Below are 18,203 nucleotides of genomic sequence, written 5' to 3'. Positions count from 1 at the left end.
ACGCCCATGAGTATGTCTTCCATACCTTCGCATTCCCCATCCGGTAAGCTCTATGGCTGGGTTGAAAGGATCGGCAATAAAGTGCCGCACCCTTTCCTGCTTTTTATCTATTTAATTGTCATCCTGATGGTCGCGACGGCCGTGCTGTCCGCCTTTGAGGTGAGCGTGCGCAGCCCGGCCGACGGCAGCATGGTGGCAGTGAAAAACCTGCTCAGCGTTGAAGGGTTGCACTGGTTTTTGCCGAACGTGATTAAAAACTTCAGCGGTTTTGCGCCGCTGGGCGCCATCCTGGCGCTGGTGTTAGGCGCGGGACTGGCCGAGCGCGTGGGTCTCCTGCCCGCGCTGATGGTCAAAATGGCCTCGCACGTCAGCGCGCGTTATGCCAGCTATATGGTGCTGTTTATTGCCTTCTTCAGCCATATCTCGTCCGACGCGGCACTGGTGATCATGCCGCCGATGGGGGCGCTGATTTTCCTCGCCGTTGGTCGTCATCCTGTTGCGGGCCTGCTGTCGGCGATTGCGGGCGTCGGCTGTGGGTTTACCGCTAACCTGCTTATCGTGACCACCGATGTGCTGCTCTCCGGCATCAGCACAGAGGCAGCCAGCACCATCGATGTGACCATGCACGTCAGCGTGATCGACAACTGGTACTTTATGGCCAGTTCAGTGATTGTCCTGACGATTGTCGGGGGTCTGATTACCGATAAAATCATTGAGCCGCGCCTGGGTAAATGGGAAGGCCGGAGCGATGAAAAGCTGGAGACGCTGAGCAAAGAGCAGCAGTTCGGCCTGCGCGTAGCCGGGATCGTCTCGCTGGCGTTCATTGCGGTGGTGGCGCTGATGGTGGTACCGGAGAATGGCGTGCTGCGCGATCCGATCAAACACACCGTACTGCCCTCGCCGTTTATTCAGGGCATTGTGCCGCTGATAATTCTCTTCTTCTTCGTCGTTTCGCTCGCGTACGGCATCGCCACCGGCAAAATCCGCCGTCAGGGAGATCTGCCGCACCTGATGATCGAGCCGATGAAGGAGATGGCCGGTTTTATCGTGATGGTGTTCCCGCTGGCGCAGTTTGTCGCCATGTTTAACTGGAGCAACATGGGCAAGTTTATGGCCGTGAGCCTGACGGACGCGCTGGAGGCGGCGGGGTTGAGCGGTGTTCCGGCGTTTGTCGGCCTGGCGCTGCTGTCGTCCCTGCTGTGCATGTTTATTGCCAGCGGGTCGGCCATCTGGTCGATTCTGGCGCCCATCTTTGTCCCCATGTTTATGATGCTCGGCTTCCATCCGGCGTTCGCCCAGATCCTGTTCCGTGTCGCCGATTCCTCGGTGATCCCGCTGGCGCCCGTGTCACCCTTCGTTCCGCTGTTTTTAGGCTTCCTGCAACGCTACAGACCGGAGGCTAAGCTGGGTACCTACTATTCGCTGGTTCTGCCCTATCCGCTTATCTTCTTAGGGGTATGGCTGGTGATGCTGGTGGCGTGGTATCTTGTCGGCCTGCCGATTGGACCGGGTGTTTACCCGAGGCTGAACTAAGGAGTACTGATGCTGAGATTACTCGAAGATAAGATTGCGACGCCGCTGGGGCCGCTGTGGGTTATCGCGGATGAAGCGTTCAATCTGCGCGCGGTTGAATGGGAAGAGCACAGCGACCGGATGGTTGAGCTGCTCAACATCCATTATCGCGCCGAGGGATACGAGCGTGTTACTGCCCGTAATCCTGGCGGGCTGAGCGATAAACTGACGGCCTACTTCGAGGGCGATCTCAGCATTATTAATACCCTGCCAACCGCCACGGCGGGCACCCCTTTCCAGCGCGAGGTGTGGCAGGCGCTGCGTAATATTCCCTGCGGGCAGGTGATGCACTACGGTCAGCTGGCAGAACAGCTTGGTCGTGCCGGCGCGGCGCGCGCGGTCGGTGCGGCAAATGGCTCTAACCCCGTCAGCATTGTGGTGCCTTGCCATCGCGTGATTGGGCGCAACGGCACCCTCACCGGCTATGCCGGGGGCGTACAGCGCAAAGAGTGGCTGCTGCGTCACGAAGGGTATTTTCTGCTGTAATTCCCAGGCTTTTTGTGCTTAATTTTCTACCTGTTAGATTCATAATCCTTAATCATTCTGTGGAATTTCAAGGAGATGGCAACACGCTGCCGTCTCTTGTCTTTATTGGGGGTTTGCCAGACTTACGTCCTTACCAAAAAGATGTTAAAATTGACCAATATCAATTAAGGCTTGAGCAAACCTATGATCCCGGAAAAGCGAATTATACGACGCATTCAGTCTGGCGGTTGTGCTATCCATTGCCAGGATTGCAGCATCAGCCAGCTCTGTATCCCGTTTACTCTGAATGAGCACGAACTCGATCAGCTTGACAATATCATCGAGCGCAAAAAGCCTATTCAGAAAGGGCAGACGCTGTTTAAGGCGGGAGACGAACTGAAGTCGCTCTATGCTATCCGTTCTGGCACCATCAAAAGCTACACCATTACCGAACAGGGCGACGAGCAGATCACCGGCTTCCATCTGGCAGGCGATTTAGTCGGCTTTGACGCCATCGGCAGTGGCCATCACCCGAGCTTTGCTCAGGCGCTGGAAACCTCTATGGTCTGCGAAATTCCGTTTGAGACGCTGGACGATCTGTCCGGTAAGATGCCGAACCTGCGTCAGCAGATGATGCGTCTGATGAGCGGTGAGATCAAAGGCGATCAGGATATGATCCTGCTGCTTTCTAAGAAGAATGCCGAAGAGCGTCTGGCCGCCTTTATCTATAACCTCTCCCGCCGTTTCGCGGAACGTGGCTTCTCCCCGCGTGAATTCCGTCTGACCATGACGCGCGGTGATATTGGTAACTATCTGGGCCTGACCGTGGAAACCATCAGCCGTCTGCTGGGTCGCTTCCAGAAGAGCGGAATGCTGGCGGTTAAAGGTAAGTATATCACCATCGAAAACGGTGAAGCTCTGGCCATTCTGGCGGGTCACTCACGTAACGTGGCATAACTCTCCCGGATATCTTATGCCAGGTCGATAAATTTTCATGATTATTGATCTGGCAAAAACTTCCCCCCTGTTTCATTCAAGATATATAGGTTACTCTTTTACTTACAGACTGTGGTGACAGTAGTAAGGAGACCTGTATGGCAAAGTATCAAAACATGCTGGTGGCTATCGATCCTAATCAGGACGATCAGCCGGCATTACGACGTGCTGTGTATTTACATCAACGGATTGGTGGCAAAATTAAAGCCTTTTTGCCGATTTATGACTTCTCATACGAGATGACCACCCTTCTGTCGCCTGACGAGCGCACCGCTATGCGTCAGGGAGTGATCAGCCAGCGTACCGCGTGGATCCGCGAGCAGGCGAAGTATTACCTGGAAGCGGGCGTACCGATTGATATTAAAGTAGTCTGGCACAACCGCCCCTTCGAAGCCATTATTCAGGAAGTGGTGGCCGGTGGGCATGACCTGCTGCTGAAAATGGCGCACCAGCATGACAAACTGGAATCCGTGATTTTCACTCCAACAGACTGGCACCTGCTGCGCAAATGCCCTTGTCCGGTATGGATGGTGAAAGATCAGCCGTGGCCTGAGGGCGGGAAAGCCGTCGTGGCGGTCAATCTGGCCAGCGAAGAGGATTATCACAATTCGCTGAACGAGAAACTGGTGAAAGAGACGCTTCAGCTTGCAGACCAGGTTAACCATACTGAAGTCCATCTGGTGGGCGCCTATCCGGTAACGCCAATCAATATCGCCATCGAGCTGCCTGAATTTGACCCGAGCGTGTATAACGACGCGATTCGCGGTCAGCATCTGCTGGCCATGAAAGCGCTGCGCCAGAAATTCAGTATCGATGAGAACATGACCCACGTAGAAAAAGGGTTACCGGAAGAGGTTATTCCGGATCTGGCGGAGCATTTGCAGGCCGGGATTGTGGTGCTGGGCACCATCGGCCGGACCGGTATTTCTGCCGCGTTCCTGGGAAATACCGCCGAGCAGGTGATCGACCATCTGCGCTGCGACCTTCTGGTCATCAAACCGGATCAATATCAGACGCCGGTTGAGCTGGACGATGAGGAAGACGATTGACCCCAAAATGAAAGCCCGCCGGTAACGGCGGGCTTTTTTTATTGCGCTTCGCTCAACCGTTGCGCAGATGCCTCGTCGCCGGCATTCATCCAGGGCGCGTGCAGAACCATGCTCGGTAGCGCCAGCTTGATCTCCTGCTGGTTCAGCCCCTCCAGGATACGAATATTGATCTCCTGCTGAATATCCATGTACTTGTTGTAATCCGCCGTATTAACAATATGAACCACCTCGAAGGTCAGGCGATCGCGATCGAAGCCCAGGAAATGGGCGCGGTCAAACTTCGTTTCCCCGACGTCGGTAATGATCTGTTTGACCATCTCACCCACTGAACGCAGTTTTTCCGGCGCCGTGTCGCTGGCGACTCCGAAGGTAAAAACAATCCGCCGCGTTTGCATCCGCTTATAGTTATGCAGCGTCTGTTGCAGCAGGATGGCGTTCCCGCAGACAATCTGCTCCCCGCTCAGGCTGCGGATACGGGTGGTTTTCAGACCAATGTGCTCTACCGTCCCGGCGACATCGTTAAACACCACAAAATCGCCGATTTCGAACGGCTTATCAAAACCGATGGAGAGCGATGCAAACACGTCGCTCAGGATCGTTTGCACCGCGAGGGCGATAGCAATACCCCCTACCCCAAGGCTGGCAACCAGAGCAGTGATGTTGACGCCCGCGTTAGCAAGAATAGACAGCAGCATCACTGACCAGACAATGGCACGGAGGATAAGCCCCGTGATCACCAGCGTCACCGGGTTTTTATGGCTTCCCGGCGCCAGCATGACGTGACGAAGCCACGACACCACCCCCTGATCCATCCACAGCGCCACCTGGATAGCGAAGACCAGGAACCAGGCGTGGCTCACGGTACCAAAGAGATGATCCGGTAAGTCGACGAAACGCAGGCTGAACAACAGCGCCACGACAAAAAGCAGGACGCGGCTGGTGCGGTTAAGCATATCCGTCAGGATAAAGCGCATCCGGTTGGTGCTGGGGTGCTTGTCGCCCCAGGTGGTGATCCCTTTCTTAACGAAGGCGATCAGGCGCGTCAGCAGCCAGTACACCAGCAGAGTCACAAAGACCACCGTGGCGACGCCGATCCAGAAAGACGGCGTCATCATCAGTTCGATGATGTCGAAGCGGGACAAAAATCGCATTACACCTCCTCGTATTACACAAAGGGTAAAGTATAGACAGAGGAGAAAAGCTGGCCGCAGAAATAAGAAAACCGCCCCAGGGGGCGGTTTGTCAGGATGAAGCGAAATTACAGCGCTTTCAGGATCGCATCCACGCTGGCCTTGGCGTCGCCAAACAGCATGTGGGTGTTATCTTTAAAGAACAGCGGGTTCTGCACGCCAGCATAGCCGGTGTTCATAGAGCGTTTGAAGACAATAACGTTCTGCGCCTTCCACACTTCGAGAACAGGCATACCCGCAATCGGACTACGCGGATCGTCCTGCGCCGCCGGGTTAACGGTGTCGTTGGCGCCAATCACCAGCACGGTGTCGGTGTCGGCGAAATCATCGTTGATCTCGTCCATTTCCAGCACGATGTCGTAAGGCACCTTCGCTTCCGCCAGCAGCACGTTCATGTGGCCTGGCAGACGCCCCGCCACCGGGTGAATACCAAAGCGAACCTTGATACCGCGCGCGCGGAGTTTCTCGGTGATTTCCGCCACCGGATACTGCGCCTGCGCCACCGCCATGCCATAGCCTGGGGTGATGATGACGGAATGCGAGTTTTTCAGCATCTCTGCGGTGTCTTCCGCGCTGATTTCACGGTGTTCACCCACTTCCTCATCAGAACCGGTTGATGAGCCGTCAGAACCGAAGCCACCCGCGATGACGCTGATAAACGAACGGTTCATCGCCTTACACATGATGTAAGACAGGATCGCACCGGAAGAACCGACCAGCGCACCGGTGACAATCAGCAGGTCGTTGCTCAGCATAAAGCCTGCCGCCGCCGCCGCCCAACCGGAGTAGGAGTTCAGCATGGAAACGACTACCGGCATATCTGCTCCGCCGATAGACGCCACCAGATGCCAGCCGAACGCCAGCGCGATGATGGTCATCACCAGTAACGCCAGCACCTGCAAGCCTACGCTTTCGGTACGCACGAAGACCACCAGCAGCACAAAGGAAACGACCAGCGCCGCCAGATTCAGCTTGTGGCGGTTAGGCAGCATCAGCGGTTTGGAAGAGATCTTCCCGCGCAGCTTGCCGAACGCCACAATCGACCCGGTGAAGGTCACCGCACCGATGAAGATGCCGAGGAACACTTCGGTCAGATGGATGTTCACCAGAATCGGCTCCAGGCCCGGTTCGTGGTACAGGTAGCTGTTGAAGCCCACCAGCACCGCCGCCAGACCCACGAAGCTGTGCAGAATAGCAACCAGCTCCGGCATCTCGGTCATTTCAACGCGTTTCGCCAGACGAATACCAATCGCGCCGCCGATGATCATCGCCACCAGGATCCACGCCACGTTGCCGGTGTCCGGCCCAAAGATGGTGGCAATCAGCGCAATCGCCATACCGGCGATACCAAAGTTATTTCCCTGCTGAGACGTTTCGTGTTTGGAAAGCCCCGCCAGACTGAAAATAAACAGGATTGCAGCAACAATGTATGCGGCTGTAACTAATCCTCCAGACATATGCTACCCCTTAGCCTTTACGAAACATTTTCAGCATGCGCTGAGTCACGGTGAAACCACCGAAAATATTGATACTGGCGATCAGCACCGCAATGAAGCTCAGGAAGCTGATCCAGCCGCCATGACCAATTTGCAGCAATGCCCCGACCACGATAATCCCGGAGATGGCATTGGTGACCGACATCAGCGGGGTATGCAGCGCATGGGAAACGTTCCACACGACGTAGTAACCCACCACGCAGGAGAGCGCGAAGACGGTGAAGTGGCCAAGGAACTCTTTTGGCGCGACGTCCGCCAGCCAGCCAAACAGGATTATGACCAGCGCCATGATGGCGTATTTGCGCCACGGCGACGCAGGTTTTGCTGGCTCCGCGGGCTCTGGTGCCGCTTTCGGCGCAGCCTGAGGTTGAGCGGAAACCTGAATCGGCGGTGCAGGCCAGGTGATTTCCCCTTCACGCACCACGGTAACGCCACGCACCACCACATCATCAAAATCAACGGTAATGTTGCCGTCTTTCTCTTTGCAGAGCAGCTTCAGCAGGTTAACGAGGTTCGTGCCGTACAGCTGAGAGGACTGGGTTGGCAGACGCCCTGGCAGGTCGGTATAACCGATCACCTTCACGCCGTTCGCGGTCGTCGTGACCTGATTTGGCACGGTATACTCACAGTTACCGCCGTTTTGCGCCGCCAGATCGACTATAACGCTGCCCGGCTGCATGGAATCCACCATCTCACGGGTGATCAGCTTCGGCGCCGGTTTACCCGGAATAAGCGCGGTGGTGACAATGATGTCTACCTCTTTTGCCTGCGCCGCAAAGAGCGCCATTTCCGCCTTGATAAAGGCTTTAGACATGACCTTCGCGTAACCATCACCGCTGCCCGCTTCTTCCTTGAAGTCCAGCTCAAGGAATTCGGCGCCCATACTCTGCACCTGCTCCTTCACTTCCGGCCGGGTATCAAACGCGCGAACAATAGCGCCCAGGCTGTTTGCGGCCCCGATAGCGGCAAGACCTGCCACACCGGCACCAATCACCATCACCTTCGCGGGTGGAACTTTACCTGCCGCCGTAATCTGACCGGTAAAGAAGCGACCAAACTCATGCGCAGCTTCGACAATGGCGCGATAGCCGGCAATGTTCGCCATGGAGCTCAGCGCATCCAGAGACTGCGCGCGCGAAATACGCGGCACGGAGTCCATCGCCATCACGGTGACACCGCGTGCCGCCAGCTTCTCCATCAACTCCGGGTTTTGGGCTGGCCAGACAAAGCTCACCAGCGTAGTGCCCGCGTTCAGCAGTTCAATTTCACCCTCTTCCGGTGCGTTTACCTTCAGAATGATGGGTGATTGCCAGACCTCAGCACCGTCCACGACGTCCGCGCCAGCCTGAGTAAAGGCCTCGTCATCGAAACTCGCCAGTGTGCCCGCGCCGCTTTCAATCGCGACGGTAAAACCCAGTTTAAGCAGTTGCTCCACCGTTTTTGGTGTTGCCGCTACGCGGGTTTCATTGGCTAACCGTTCTTTTGGTACCCCAATACGCATAGTTTTCCCTTCCATCGGTTTTTGATGATGGTTTGTCGATAATTGCCCGCGGTTTGTATCAATTTTCACCATCGCGATAACGACGGAGAATGATTAACCCCGGAAAATAAAACAGTAACAAACTTTCTATAACCTACTGAAAATAGCGCCCGTGATCTACCGCCAGAAAACACTATTTCTTACTTTATCTGTGAAAAATAAGCGATCGGGGTTACTGACAGAGATATTTACCTTAAATTCGCCTTCAGGACCGATAAATCGCGCAAGCGAAGCGGTAAAAACATGATATAGCGCCATAATAGAACAACTCATTAACATTAAATTAACTTGTAAAAGTCATATGCTTAATCAGTTTTTCTTGTGAAACGCCTGTTTTTTCCACATATCACAAAATGTTATCGAATCAGGTCCTTTGGTGAGCACAGGCTGTGAAAAATGCCGCAGACAGCGATGGGTGTTAAATGCCATAATCGGGACCGTCTCAAATTAACAACAACACCAGTACATGGTTTGCGCAAGGCGAAGGATTATTTTTATGAAGCTTAAGAACACACTCCTGGCGTCCGCACTTCTTTCCGCGACCGCCCTGTCTGCGAATGCCGCGACAGAGTTGACGCCGGAGCAAGCGGCAGCGTTAAAACCTTTTGACCATACGGTCATTGTGGGTCGCTATAACTCTATTGGCGATGCCGTCGCCGCCGCATCAAAAGCCGCCGATAAAAACGGCGCTGCCTCGTTTTACGTTGTTGACCAGTCCGATCAAGGCAACAGCGGCAACCAGCGCGTGACGATTGCGCTGTACAAAGAGAATGCCCCAAAAGCAGATGAACAGAAAAACCGCGTGATTAACGGCATTGTTGAATTGCCGAAAGATCAGGCTGTTCAGCTGGAACCGTATGACACCGTGACCGTTCAGGGCTTCTACCGCAGCCAGCCTGAAGTTAACGATGCCATCACCAAAGCCGCGAGAGAAAAAGGCGCTTACGCGTTCTATATCGTGCGTCAGGTTGATGCTAACCAGGGCGGAAACCAGCGCATCACCGCTTTCATCTATAAGCAAGATGCGAAAAAACGCGTAGTGCAAAGCCCGGACGCCATTCCAGCGGATTCAGATGCGGGACGTGCCGCGTTGGCGAAAGGCGGTCAAGAAGCGAAGAAAGTGGAAATTCCGGGCGTAGCAACGTCTGCGGCACCAAGCGCTGAAGTGGGTCGTTTCTTTGAAACCCAATCCACCAAAGGCGGTCGTTATACCGTTACGTTACCAGACGGCACGAAAATTGAAGAGCTGAACAAAGCCACTGCCGCGCAGATGGTGCCGTTCGACAGCATCAAGTTTACGGGCAACTATGGCAACATGACGGAAATCTCCTATCAGGTGGCGAAGCGTGCTGCGAAGAAAGGCGCGAAGTATTACCACATCACCCGGCAGTGGCAGGAACGTGGTAACAACCTGACCATCAGCGCCGATCTGTACAAGTAACAAAACGGTTTCATAAAGGCGGCGCAGTGCCGCCTTTTTTGTTACTTTTTTTCTGATTTCTGCCACACGTCATTGCATGCATCCTTCACACTCCGTAAAATCCCGCGCCTTAGCGTGATCCACCATTTTTATGCGCCTTAGCGAAATAATTATTCTGGATTTGGACTTTTCATAACAGGAAGCCAATGGAAAAGAAACTTGGCCTGAGTGCGTTAACTGCACTTGTATTGAGCTCAATGCTGGGCGCGGGCGTATTCAGTTTGCCGCAGAACATGGCGGCCGTCGCCAGCCCGGCCGCATTACTGATTGGCTGGGGCATTACCGGTGTTGGGATTTTGCTGCTGGCATTCGCCATGCTGCTGCTGACCCGTATCCGACCGGATCTGGACGGCGGAATATTCACTTACGCCCGGGAAGGTTTCGGCGAGCTGATCGGCTTCTGCTCCGCCTGGGGTTACTGGCTGTGCGCGGTGATCGCCAACGTCTCCTATCTGGTTATCGTCTTCTCAGCGCTCAGCTTCTTTACCGATACGCCCGAACTGCGCCTGTTTGGCGACGGTAATACCTGGCAGTCCATCGTCGGCGCCTCGGTACTGCTGTGGATTGTTCACTGGCTGATTTTGCGCGGCGTCCAGACCGCGGCCAGCATTAACCTCGTGGCAACGCTGGCCAAGCTGGTGCCGCTTGGCCTGTTCGTCGTGCTGGCCTTCCTCGCCTTCCGTCTCGATGTCTTTACGCTCGATTTCAGCGGCATTGCGCTGGGCGTTCCCGTCTGGGAACAGGTGAAAAATACCATGCTGATCACCCTGTGGGTGTTCATCGGCGTTGAAGGTGCCGTCGTAGTCTCTGCCCGCGCGCGTAACAAGCGCGACGTGGGACGCGCCACGCTGCTGGCCGTACTGGCGGCGCTGGGCGTTTATCTGCTGGTGACGCTGTTGTCGCTCGGCGTGGTGGCACGCCCTGAACTGGCGGAAATGCGTAACCCATCTATGGCCGGGCTGATGGTGAAAATGTTGGGTCCCTGGGGAGACGTGATTATCGCGGCGGGTCTGATTGTCTCCGTTTGCGGCGCCTATCTGAGCTGGACCATTATGGCAGCGGAAGTGCCGTTCCTGGCCGCCACGCATAAAGCGTTCCCGCGCCTGTTTGCCCGTCAGAACAAAAACAGTGCGCCATCGGCCTCTTTGTGGCTCACCAACATCAGCGTGCAGGTCTGTCTGGTGCTGATCTGGCTCACAGGATCGGACTATAACACGCTGCTGACCATCGCCTCCGAGATGATTCTGGTACCCTATTTCTTAGTGGGCGCATATCTGTTAAAAATTGCGACCCGCCCGGCACACTATGCGGTAGGTGTCGGCGCCTGTATTTACGGTCTATGGTTGTTGTATGCTTCCGGACCGATGCATCTGCTGCTGTCCGTGGTGCTCTACGCACCGGGCCTGCTGGTGTTTATCTACGCTCGCCGTACGCATCAGCTTGATAATGCCCTTAAGCGCCGCGAAATGGCGTTGATAGGTTTGCTGTTAGTCGCTGCCGTACCGGCAACGTGGATGTTAATGGGATAGCGTCGCCTGTCCCATTGTTGAACTGAAAAGGAGATTACGATGGGACACACGCAGCAACGCCCAATATTGATCACTGGCGCAGGCCGTCGCATCGGCCTCGCCCTCGCCCATCACTTTCTCAACCTTCGCCATCCGGTTATCGTCAGTTACCGCACGGAATATCCCTCCATTGAAGGTCTACGAAATGCCGGAGCAGTCTGCATTCAGGCGGATTTCTCCACGGATGAAGGTATACTCGCCTTCGCGGACAAAGTGAAATCGACCACCCACGGGCTGCGGGCGGTTATTCACAACGCCAGTACCTGGCTTCCCGAAAAAGCAGGACATTCGCTCAGCGAAACGCTCGCCTGCATGATGCAGATCCACGTTAATGCGCCTTATCTGCTCAACCATGCCCTACAGGATCTGCTGCGCGGACACGGCCATGCCGCAGGCGACATTATCCATTTCACCGATTACGTGGTAGAGCGAGGAAGCGACAAACACATCGCCTATGCGGCCAGCAAAGCCGCCCTGGATAATATGACCCGCTCTTTCGCACGCAAGCTGGCGCCCGAGGTAAAGGTCAACGCGATTGCTCCGGCGATGATTTTATTTAACGAAGGCGATGATGCCGAGTATCGTCAGCAGGCGCTCAACAAGTCGTTAATGAAAATTGCGCCCGGTGAGAAAGAGGTGATCGACCTGATCGATTATCTGCTGACCAGCTGTTACGTCACGGGCCGAACGTTTGCCGTGGACGGTGGCCGCCCGCTGCGCTAGTGAAAGCGGCTCCAGAAGAAGATAAGCACCCAGGCGCTGAGGCTCCAACAGACCACCGCCCCGCCCAGCGCCAGGGGCAGACGCAGAAAACCGGTGAAGTACCACAGCGACAGCAGATAGATAAAATACGGGATGATCGACCACATCCCGAACACAATGGTGGCGCGCAGCGCCTCAATACCCCGCTCAGAGGCCACAATATAGTGCGCGATTAACGCAAAGGTGGGAAACAGCGGGATCAGCCCGGCAATGTAGTAGTTCTTCGTTTTAGCCAGCACCCCAATCAGCAGCACGACCAGCGCACCCAGCGTGGCTTTTATCACCAGCCCCATTCTTTTCCCTTAACAATCAAATAACATTCCCGTGCAGGATAACGGAAGTCCGGCTAATTTTGAAAGATTAATGGAAGGTTAAGATTGCGCGGTGTATGTTGACGTTTTTTGCGATGACAGACGTTGTATGAATAAGATTGTTTATGTTGAAGATGAACCCGAGGTGGGGCAACTGATCGCCGCTTATCTGGGTAAACATGATATGGAAGTGGTTGTCGAGCCTCGTGGCGATCGCGCTGAAGACGTCGTGACCCGCGAAAATCCGGACCTGGTGTTGCTGGACATCATGCTGCCCGGAAAAGATGGTATGACGCTCTGCCGGGATCTGCGCACGAAGTGGGACGGTCCGATCGTGCTGCTGACCTCTCTCGACAGCGATATGAATCATATTCTGTCGCTTGAGATGGGCGCGAATGACTACATCCTGAAAACCACGCCGCCGGCAGTCCTGCTTGCCCGTTTGCGCCTCCATCTGCGTCAGCGTGCCAGCGGCGCGGAGCGTGAAGCGTCTGCCCCCTCTTTAACGCCGCACAAAGCGATGCGCTTCGGCACGCTTTCTATCGACCCGGTCAACCGACAGGTTATGCTTTCCGGGGAGCTGATTGCGCTCTCAACCGCAGATTTTGACCTGCTGTGGGAGCTGGCAACCCATGCCGGTCAAATTATGGACCGGGATGCATTACTGAAAAATCTGCGCGGCGTAAGTTACGACGGAATGGATCGTAGCGTTGATGTGGCGATTTCGCGTCTGCGTAAAAAACTGCTGGATAACGCCACGGAACCTTACCGCATTAAAACCGTACGCAATAAGGGCTATCTGTTTGCACCGCACGCCTGGGAAACCTGAAAAAAGGAACAAAACAGGAATATTCGAAAAATAACTCACGATGCATCGGAATTATTATCAGTACCCGTCGAAAGTTATCGATTATATGCATCGTCAGTTATAAAATATCCCTTGTTCTCATTCCTTCCTTGTATGCTATTTCGCTGGGCATTTTTCGCCTAAACAAAAGTATTCCTAATGTATTTCAGTGCTGTAGTACAATATATATTCAGCAGTGCAGGCGCCATCATCGATCAAAAATCCGTCACTTAAAAGCACATTGGTCTAAAAATAATCTTTACAATTGCTTTAATCATTATCTTATCCTTTTGAAAACAAAGGGGATAGTGGCAACCGTATAAATAATATCGATCTTTTTCAATAGCTTACGTGTTTGCAGATATCTAATTCTCATGCTAAACCTTATACTCTCTCAATTATTTAATGAAAGAGGTATAGCAATGTCATGGAGAGTCATTAGCTCGGTAATTTGTCCTAACACGGGAATCGTTTATTCAAGCATCTTGGGCCTCAAGTTCTTGAAACTCATTATTTGGTATGAAAGCGATGTCTATTTGTACCCCGGTGACAGAATATATCCGACAAAAAATGGCGTCTTCATTAATGGTGTGTTCAAGCCTATATCGATATATAACATATCACCTTATAACGAGATGTTGTGGAGTGAAATTAAAAACAAGATGGCATGCCCATACAACCGAAACCAGCAAGAAGAGATATGCACATACGCGGTGCATTGCAACGCGCGGAAATGCCCGCATGGGTTTACCACGAATCCACTGATTGTCAGCACAGCTAAATCCAGACATTAACGAAGATCGATAATGCTCAGGTTACAACGCTAATTATTTCTGTCGCACCGTTTGTGCCGGATCCCTCTCGCTGGTTAACGCCATTAAATAAAGCCACCCGCAGGTGGCCTTTGTCATTGTTATTACGGATCAATAATACGCAATCGTAAATAAACTCGTTTAACTGAAACGTAAACGGATTTTCCGGGCATTGATGGAATAAAGCGATGCCGCGCTGAAATACCTCTCGACAATTACCCTTTTCAACTCATCATGCCTGACTTGCGCCCATGGCGACCCTGCTGGTAAAAGACGTGTAGTGAAGCCCCTGTTTCGGTGAGATTAATGAAAAAGCTGTTTGTGCAGTTTTACCTTCTGCTGTTTGTCTGCTTTCTGGTGATGACCATGCTGGTCGGGCTGGTCTACAAATTCACCGCAGAGCGCGCGGGCAGACAATCCCTCGACGATCTGATGAAAAGCTCGCTCTACCTGATGCGTAGCGAGTTGCGAGAAATACCACCTCATGACTGGGCGCGCACGTTAAAAGAGCTGGATCTGAATCTGTCGTTTGATCTGCGTATCGAACCCATGAAGGATTTTGACTTAGCGCCGCCTGCGATGCAGCGTCTGCGCGATGGAGACATCGTCGCGCTGGACGAGAAATATACCTTCATTCAGCGTATTCCGCGCAGCCATTATGTCCTGGCCGTCGGGCCGGTGCCCTATCTCTATTACCTGCACCAGATGCGCCTGCTGGATCTCGCCCTGCTGGGCTTTATTGCCATCTCGCTCGCTTTCCCTGTATTCATCTGGATGCGACCGCACTGGCAGGACATGCTGAAACTGGAATCCGCCGCACAGCGTTTTGGGGAGGGTCATTTAACTGAACGCATACATTTCGACAGTGGTTCCAGTTTTGACCGGCTCGGTATTGCCTTTAACCAGATGGCCGATAACATCAACGCCCTGATTGCCAGCAAGAAGCAGCTGATCGATGGCATTGCGCATGAACTGCGCACTCCGCTGGTACGCCTGCGTTATCGCCTGGAGATGAGCGAGAACCTCACCGGGGCGGAATCGCAGGCGCTCAATCGGGATATTGGCCAGCTTGAAGCGCTAATTGAAGAGCTGCTGACCTATGCCCGCCTCGATCGGCCTCAGACGGAGTTGCACCTCAGTACACCGGATCTCCCCGTCTGGCTACAGACGCATATTAACGATGTGCAGAGCGTTAACCCTCAGCGAAAACTGCTGACAGCCATTACCCCCGGCGCGTACGGCGCACTGGACATGCGCCTGATGGAACGCGTGCTGGATAATCTGATGAACAACGCCATGCGCTACAGCGAAACGACGCTGCGCATAGGTTTAGATTTGCAGGGAAGCCAGGCGATTCTGTGTGTGGAAGACGATGGCCCCGGCATTGAGCCGGCGGAGCGTGAAAAAGTTTTTGAGCCGTTTGTGCGCCTCGATCCCAGCCGCGACCGGGCTACCGGCGGCTGTGGTCTGGGGCTGGCTATTGTCCGTTCTATTGCCCAGGCGATGGGCGGTTCGGTTCGCTGCGAAGCGAGCGAGCTGGGTGGGGCCCGGTTCGTCTTTAGCTGGCCGATCTATCACAACATTCCCCTTCCCGTACCTGCCTGACCTAAACTGCACGCTGGCCTGACCCGGCGTGTTGTGCTATATCAATAGTATGTTGTAACTAATTAAGGGCTGCCATGACAACTTACGATCTCATCGAAAGGCTTAACACCACGTTTCGGGAAATAGAGCAGGCGTTACTGACCCTCACGGGGCAACTTCAGGACTGCCGCCTGCTGGCCGCCCGCGTCTTTTCCCTGCCCGAGGTGGCAAAAGGCGCAGAGCACGACCCGCTGAACACCATTGAGGTGACGCAGCATGTTGGCAAGGCGGCGCTGGAAATGACGTTGCAGCACTATCGTCGCCTTTTCATCCAGCAGCAGTCCGAAAATCGCAGCAGTAAGGCCGCCGTTCGCCTGCCCGGCGTCATCTGCCTGCAAACGGATGCCGCAACGCGTGAAGGAATTGAGGCGCAGATTACGCATATCAATACGCTGAAAGCCGCCTTTGAGAGGATTGTAACCGTTGAGTCCGGGCTGGCACCGGCTGCCCGTTTTGAATGGGTGCATCGCCAGCTTCCGGGGCTGATCACCCTGAATGCCTACCGCACGCTGACGGTACTGCGCCATCCCGCCACGCTGCGCTTCGGCTGGGCCAACAAGCACATTATTAAAAATTTCGCGCGGGACGAGATCCTGGCGCAGCTGGAAAAAAGCCTGAAATCGCCGCGAACGGTCGCCCCGTGGTCGCGGGAACAGTGGATTGAACGGCTGGAGCAGGAGTACCACAGCATTGCCTCCCTGCCAGCTGATACCCGTCTTAAAATAAAGCGTCCGGTGAAGGTGCAGCCTATCGCCCGTGTCTGGTATGCCGGTCAACAAAAGCAGGTGCAATACGCCTGCCCGACGCCGCTGATTGCGCTCTATGATGCCGATCAGGGTGCGGTGGTGCCGGATATCGGGGAACTGCTGAACTACGATGCTGAAAACGTTCAGCATCGCTATAAACCCCAGGCGCAGCCGCTACAGCTGATTATTCCGCGGCTGCACCTGTATGTGGCGCAGTGATTATCTGAGGCTGCCCACCATCGCTTCCGGTCGGACCCAGGCATCAAACTCGGCGTCCGTCAGGTAGCCCAGCGCCAGCGCAGAGGCTTTCAGGGTAAGCCCCTCTTTGTGCGCTTTTTTTGCGATTTCGGCCGCTTTGTCATAACCGATATGGGTGTTCAGCGCCGTTACCAGCATCAGAGACTCATTCAGCAGCTGGCTGATTCGCTCGCGATTAGGCTCAATGCCCACCGCGCAGTGCTCGTTAAAGCTCTCCATGCCATCGGCCAGCAGACGAATCGATTGCAGTACGTTGTGGATCACCATCGGTCGATAGACGTTAAGCTCGAAGTTACCCGACGCGCCGCCCATGTTAACCGCCACGTCATTACCCATCACCTGACAGCACAGCATGGTCATGGCTTCGCACTGGGTCGGGTTCACTTTGCCCGGCATAATGGAGCTGCCCGGCTCGTTTTCCGGAATGCTGATTTCGCCGATGCCGCAGCGCGGGCCGGAGGCCAGCCAGCGCACGTCGTTGGCGATTTTCATCAGCGAGGCCGCCAGCCCTTTCAGCGCGCCATGGGTATGCACCAGGGCATCACAGGTCGCCAGCGCTTCGAATTTATTCGGAGCGGTAACAAACGGCTGCCCGGTAATCTTCGCCAGCTCTTCGGCCACGCGCACCGCGTACTCGGGATGGGTGTTTAACCCAGTGCCCACCGCCGTTCCGCCGAGCGCCAGCTCCGCCAGATGCGGCAGGCTGTTGTCGATATGCTTAAGGTTGTGCTCCAGCATCGCCACCCAGCCGGAGATCTCCTGGCCGAGCGTCAGCGGCGTGGCGTCCTGAAGGTGCGTACGACCAATTTTAACGATGTCGCGGAAGGCCTGCGCTTTCTCGTTAAGCGTAGATTTAAGCACGTTGAGCTGCGGTATAAGCTGCTCGTGGATTGCGATGACGGCCGCCACGTGCATGGCCGTCGGGAACACGTCGTTGGAACTCTGGCTTTTGTTCACGTCATCGTTCGGGTGGACCTTGCGCTCCATGCCGCGCACGCCGCCAAGCAGCTCGCTTGCGCGGTTCGCCAGCACCTCGTTCATGTTCATGTTGCTCTGGGTGCCTGAGCCGGTCTGCCAGATGGCAAGGGGGAATTCGTCGGGATGTTTGCCCGCCAGCACTTCGTCGGCGGCATTGATGATGGCGGTGGCTTTATCGGCATCCAGCAGGCCCAGATCCTGATTGACTTTGGCGGCAGCGCGTTTGGTCAACGCCAGCGCCTGGATTAGCGAGACGGGCATTTTCTCTGTCGAAATGCGAAAATGCTCCAGCGAACGCTGGGTTTGTGCGCCCCATAGCTTGTCGGCCGGGACGTCGATGGCGCCCATGGAGTCTTTCTCGCGGCGATGCATTGTCATTACTTACTCCTTGATAACAAAGATGGGATTGCTCACATGCTTAAGAGATAAGTATTGATGACTTCTGAGAAACGTTATGGCGCTTTGTGCGCTCTTTTTGATGTCGGGTGG

16 protein-coding genes are annotated in these 18,203 nt (G+C 54.6%); 11 read left to right on the top strand and 5 right to left on the bottom strand.

Annotated elements, in window-relative coordinates; genetic code table 11:
* Window positions 1-6: 6 nt before the first annotated feature.
* The 4 genes from abgT (at window position 7) to uspE (ending at window position 4,082) form a co-directional block, all read left to right on the top strand.
* Complete coding sequence (gene abgT, locus SK47_RS09305) at window positions 7-1,533, top strand: p-aminobenzoyl-glutamate transporter (RefSeq protein ID WP_023324558.1); 1,527 nt, start codon at window positions 7-9, stop codon at window positions 1,531-1,533.
* Window positions 1,534-1,542: 9 nt separating this feature from the next.
* On the top strand, window positions 1,543-2,058 hold the full coding sequence (gene ogt / locus SK47_RS09300; protein WP_003857532.1) for a methylated-DNA--[protein]-cysteine S-methyltransferase: 516 nt from the start codon (window positions 1,543-1,545) through the stop codon (window positions 2,056-2,058).
* A 183-nt stretch (window positions 2,059-2,241) separates the two neighbouring features.
* Entirely contained in the window at window positions 2,242-2,994 is a 753-nt protein-coding gene (fnr, locus tag SK47_RS09295; protein WP_000611906.1) for a fumarate/nitrate reduction transcriptional regulator Fnr, read from the top strand.
* Window positions 2,995-3,131: 137 nt separating this feature from the next.
* Complete coding sequence (gene uspE, locus SK47_RS09290; RefSeq protein WP_003857535.1) at window positions 3,132-4,082, top strand: universal stress protein UspE; 951 nt, start codon at window positions 3,132-3,134, stop codon at window positions 4,080-4,082.
* A 38-nt stretch (window positions 4,083-4,120) separates the two neighbouring features.
* On the opposite strand, the gene SK47_RS09285 is transcribed toward uspE, so the two are convergent.
* The 3 genes from SK47_RS09285 to pntA form a co-directional block, all read right to left on the bottom strand.
* Window positions 4,121-5,233, bottom strand: a complete 1,113-nt coding sequence (locus tag SK47_RS09285) for a mechanosensitive ion channel family protein (RefSeq protein WP_003857538.1) — start codon at window positions 5,231-5,233, stop codon at window positions 4,121-4,123.
* Window positions 5,234-5,340: 107 nt separating this feature from the next.
* On the bottom strand, window positions 5,341-6,729 hold the full coding sequence (pntB, locus tag SK47_RS09280) for a Re/Si-specific NAD(P)(+) transhydrogenase subunit beta (protein ID WP_003857541.1): 1,389 nt from the start codon (window positions 6,727-6,729) through the stop codon (window positions 5,341-5,343).
* A 10-nt stretch (window positions 6,730-6,739) separates the two neighbouring features.
* Window positions 6,740-8,269 carry a Re/Si-specific NAD(P)(+) transhydrogenase subunit alpha gene (gene pntA, locus SK47_RS09275; RefSeq protein WP_048243977.1) on the bottom strand — a complete coding sequence of 510 codons (1,530 nt, stop codon included), beginning with the start codon at window positions 8,267-8,269 and terminating at the stop codon, window positions 6,740-6,742.
* Between the two features lie 535 nt (window positions 8,270-8,804).
* On the opposite strand from pntA, the gene ydgH reads away from it, so the two are divergent.
* The 3 genes from ydgH (at window position 8,805) to folM (ending at window position 12,079) form a co-directional block, all read left to right on the top strand.
* Window positions 8,805-9,749 (top strand): DUF1471 family protein YdgH, encoded by a 945-nt coding sequence (gene ydgH / locus SK47_RS09270; protein WP_047055239.1) that lies wholly within the window; start codon window positions 8,805-8,807, stop codon window positions 9,747-9,749.
* Between the two features lie 185 nt (window positions 9,750-9,934).
* Entirely contained in the window at window positions 9,935-11,317 is a 1,383-nt protein-coding gene (locus SK47_RS09265) for an amino acid permease (protein ID WP_003857548.1), read from the top strand.
* 39 nt (window positions 11,318-11,356) lie between these two features.
* Entirely contained in the window at window positions 11,357-12,079 is a 723-nt protein-coding gene (gene folM, locus SK47_RS09260) for a dihydromonapterin reductase (RefSeq protein ID WP_003857550.1), read from the top strand.
* On the opposite strand, the gene SK47_RS09255 is transcribed toward folM, so the two are convergent.
* On the bottom strand, window positions 12,076-12,411 hold the full coding sequence (locus SK47_RS09255) for a GlpM family protein (protein ID WP_003857551.1): 336 nt from the start codon (window positions 12,409-12,411) through the stop codon (window positions 12,076-12,078). The two genes, folM and SK47_RS09255, sit on opposite strands and share 4 nt — an antisense overlap.
* Window positions 12,412-12,538: 127 nt before the next feature.
* Between SK47_RS09255 and rstA the strand changes: the two genes are divergently transcribed.
* The 4 genes from rstA to tus all read left to right on the top strand — a co-directional run bounded on the left by rstA (window position 12,539) and on the right by tus (window position 16,697).
* Window positions 12,539-13,258 (top strand): two-component system response regulator RstA, encoded by a 720-nt coding sequence (gene rstA / locus SK47_RS09250; RefSeq protein WP_003857553.1) that lies wholly within the window; start codon window positions 12,539-12,541, stop codon window positions 13,256-13,258.
* 392 nt (window positions 13,259-13,650) lie between these two features.
* On the top strand, window positions 13,651-14,070 hold the full coding sequence (gene iraM, locus SK47_RS23120; protein ID WP_058659747.1) for an anti-adapter protein IraM: 420 nt from the start codon (window positions 13,651-13,653) through the stop codon (window positions 14,068-14,070).
* 324 nt (window positions 14,071-14,394) lie between these two features.
* Window positions 14,395-15,693 (top strand): two-component system sensor histidine kinase RstB, encoded by a 1,299-nt coding sequence (gene rstB / locus SK47_RS09245; RefSeq protein ID WP_003857557.1) that lies wholly within the window; start codon window positions 14,395-14,397, stop codon window positions 15,691-15,693.
* Between the two features lie 74 nt (window positions 15,694-15,767).
* On the top strand, window positions 15,768-16,697 hold the full coding sequence (gene tus / locus SK47_RS09240) for a DNA replication terminus site-binding protein (protein WP_003857559.1): 930 nt from the start codon (window positions 15,768-15,770) through the stop codon (window positions 16,695-16,697).
* Here the strand turns inward: tus and fumC are convergent, their stop codons facing one another.
* Entirely contained in the window at window positions 16,698-18,092 is a 1,395-nt protein-coding gene (gene fumC / locus SK47_RS09235) for a class II fumarate hydratase (RefSeq protein WP_003857560.1), read from the bottom strand.
* Window positions 18,093-18,203 lie beyond the last annotated feature (111 nt).

Source organism: Enterobacter sp. BWH52 (assembly GCF_001037565.1).
In the GTDB taxonomy this organism is placed as follows: Bacteria; Pseudomonadota; Gammaproteobacteria; order Enterobacterales; family Enterobacteriaceae; genus Enterobacter; species Enterobacter hormaechei_C.
This window is presented reverse-complemented; position numbering and strand designations above follow the sequence as displayed.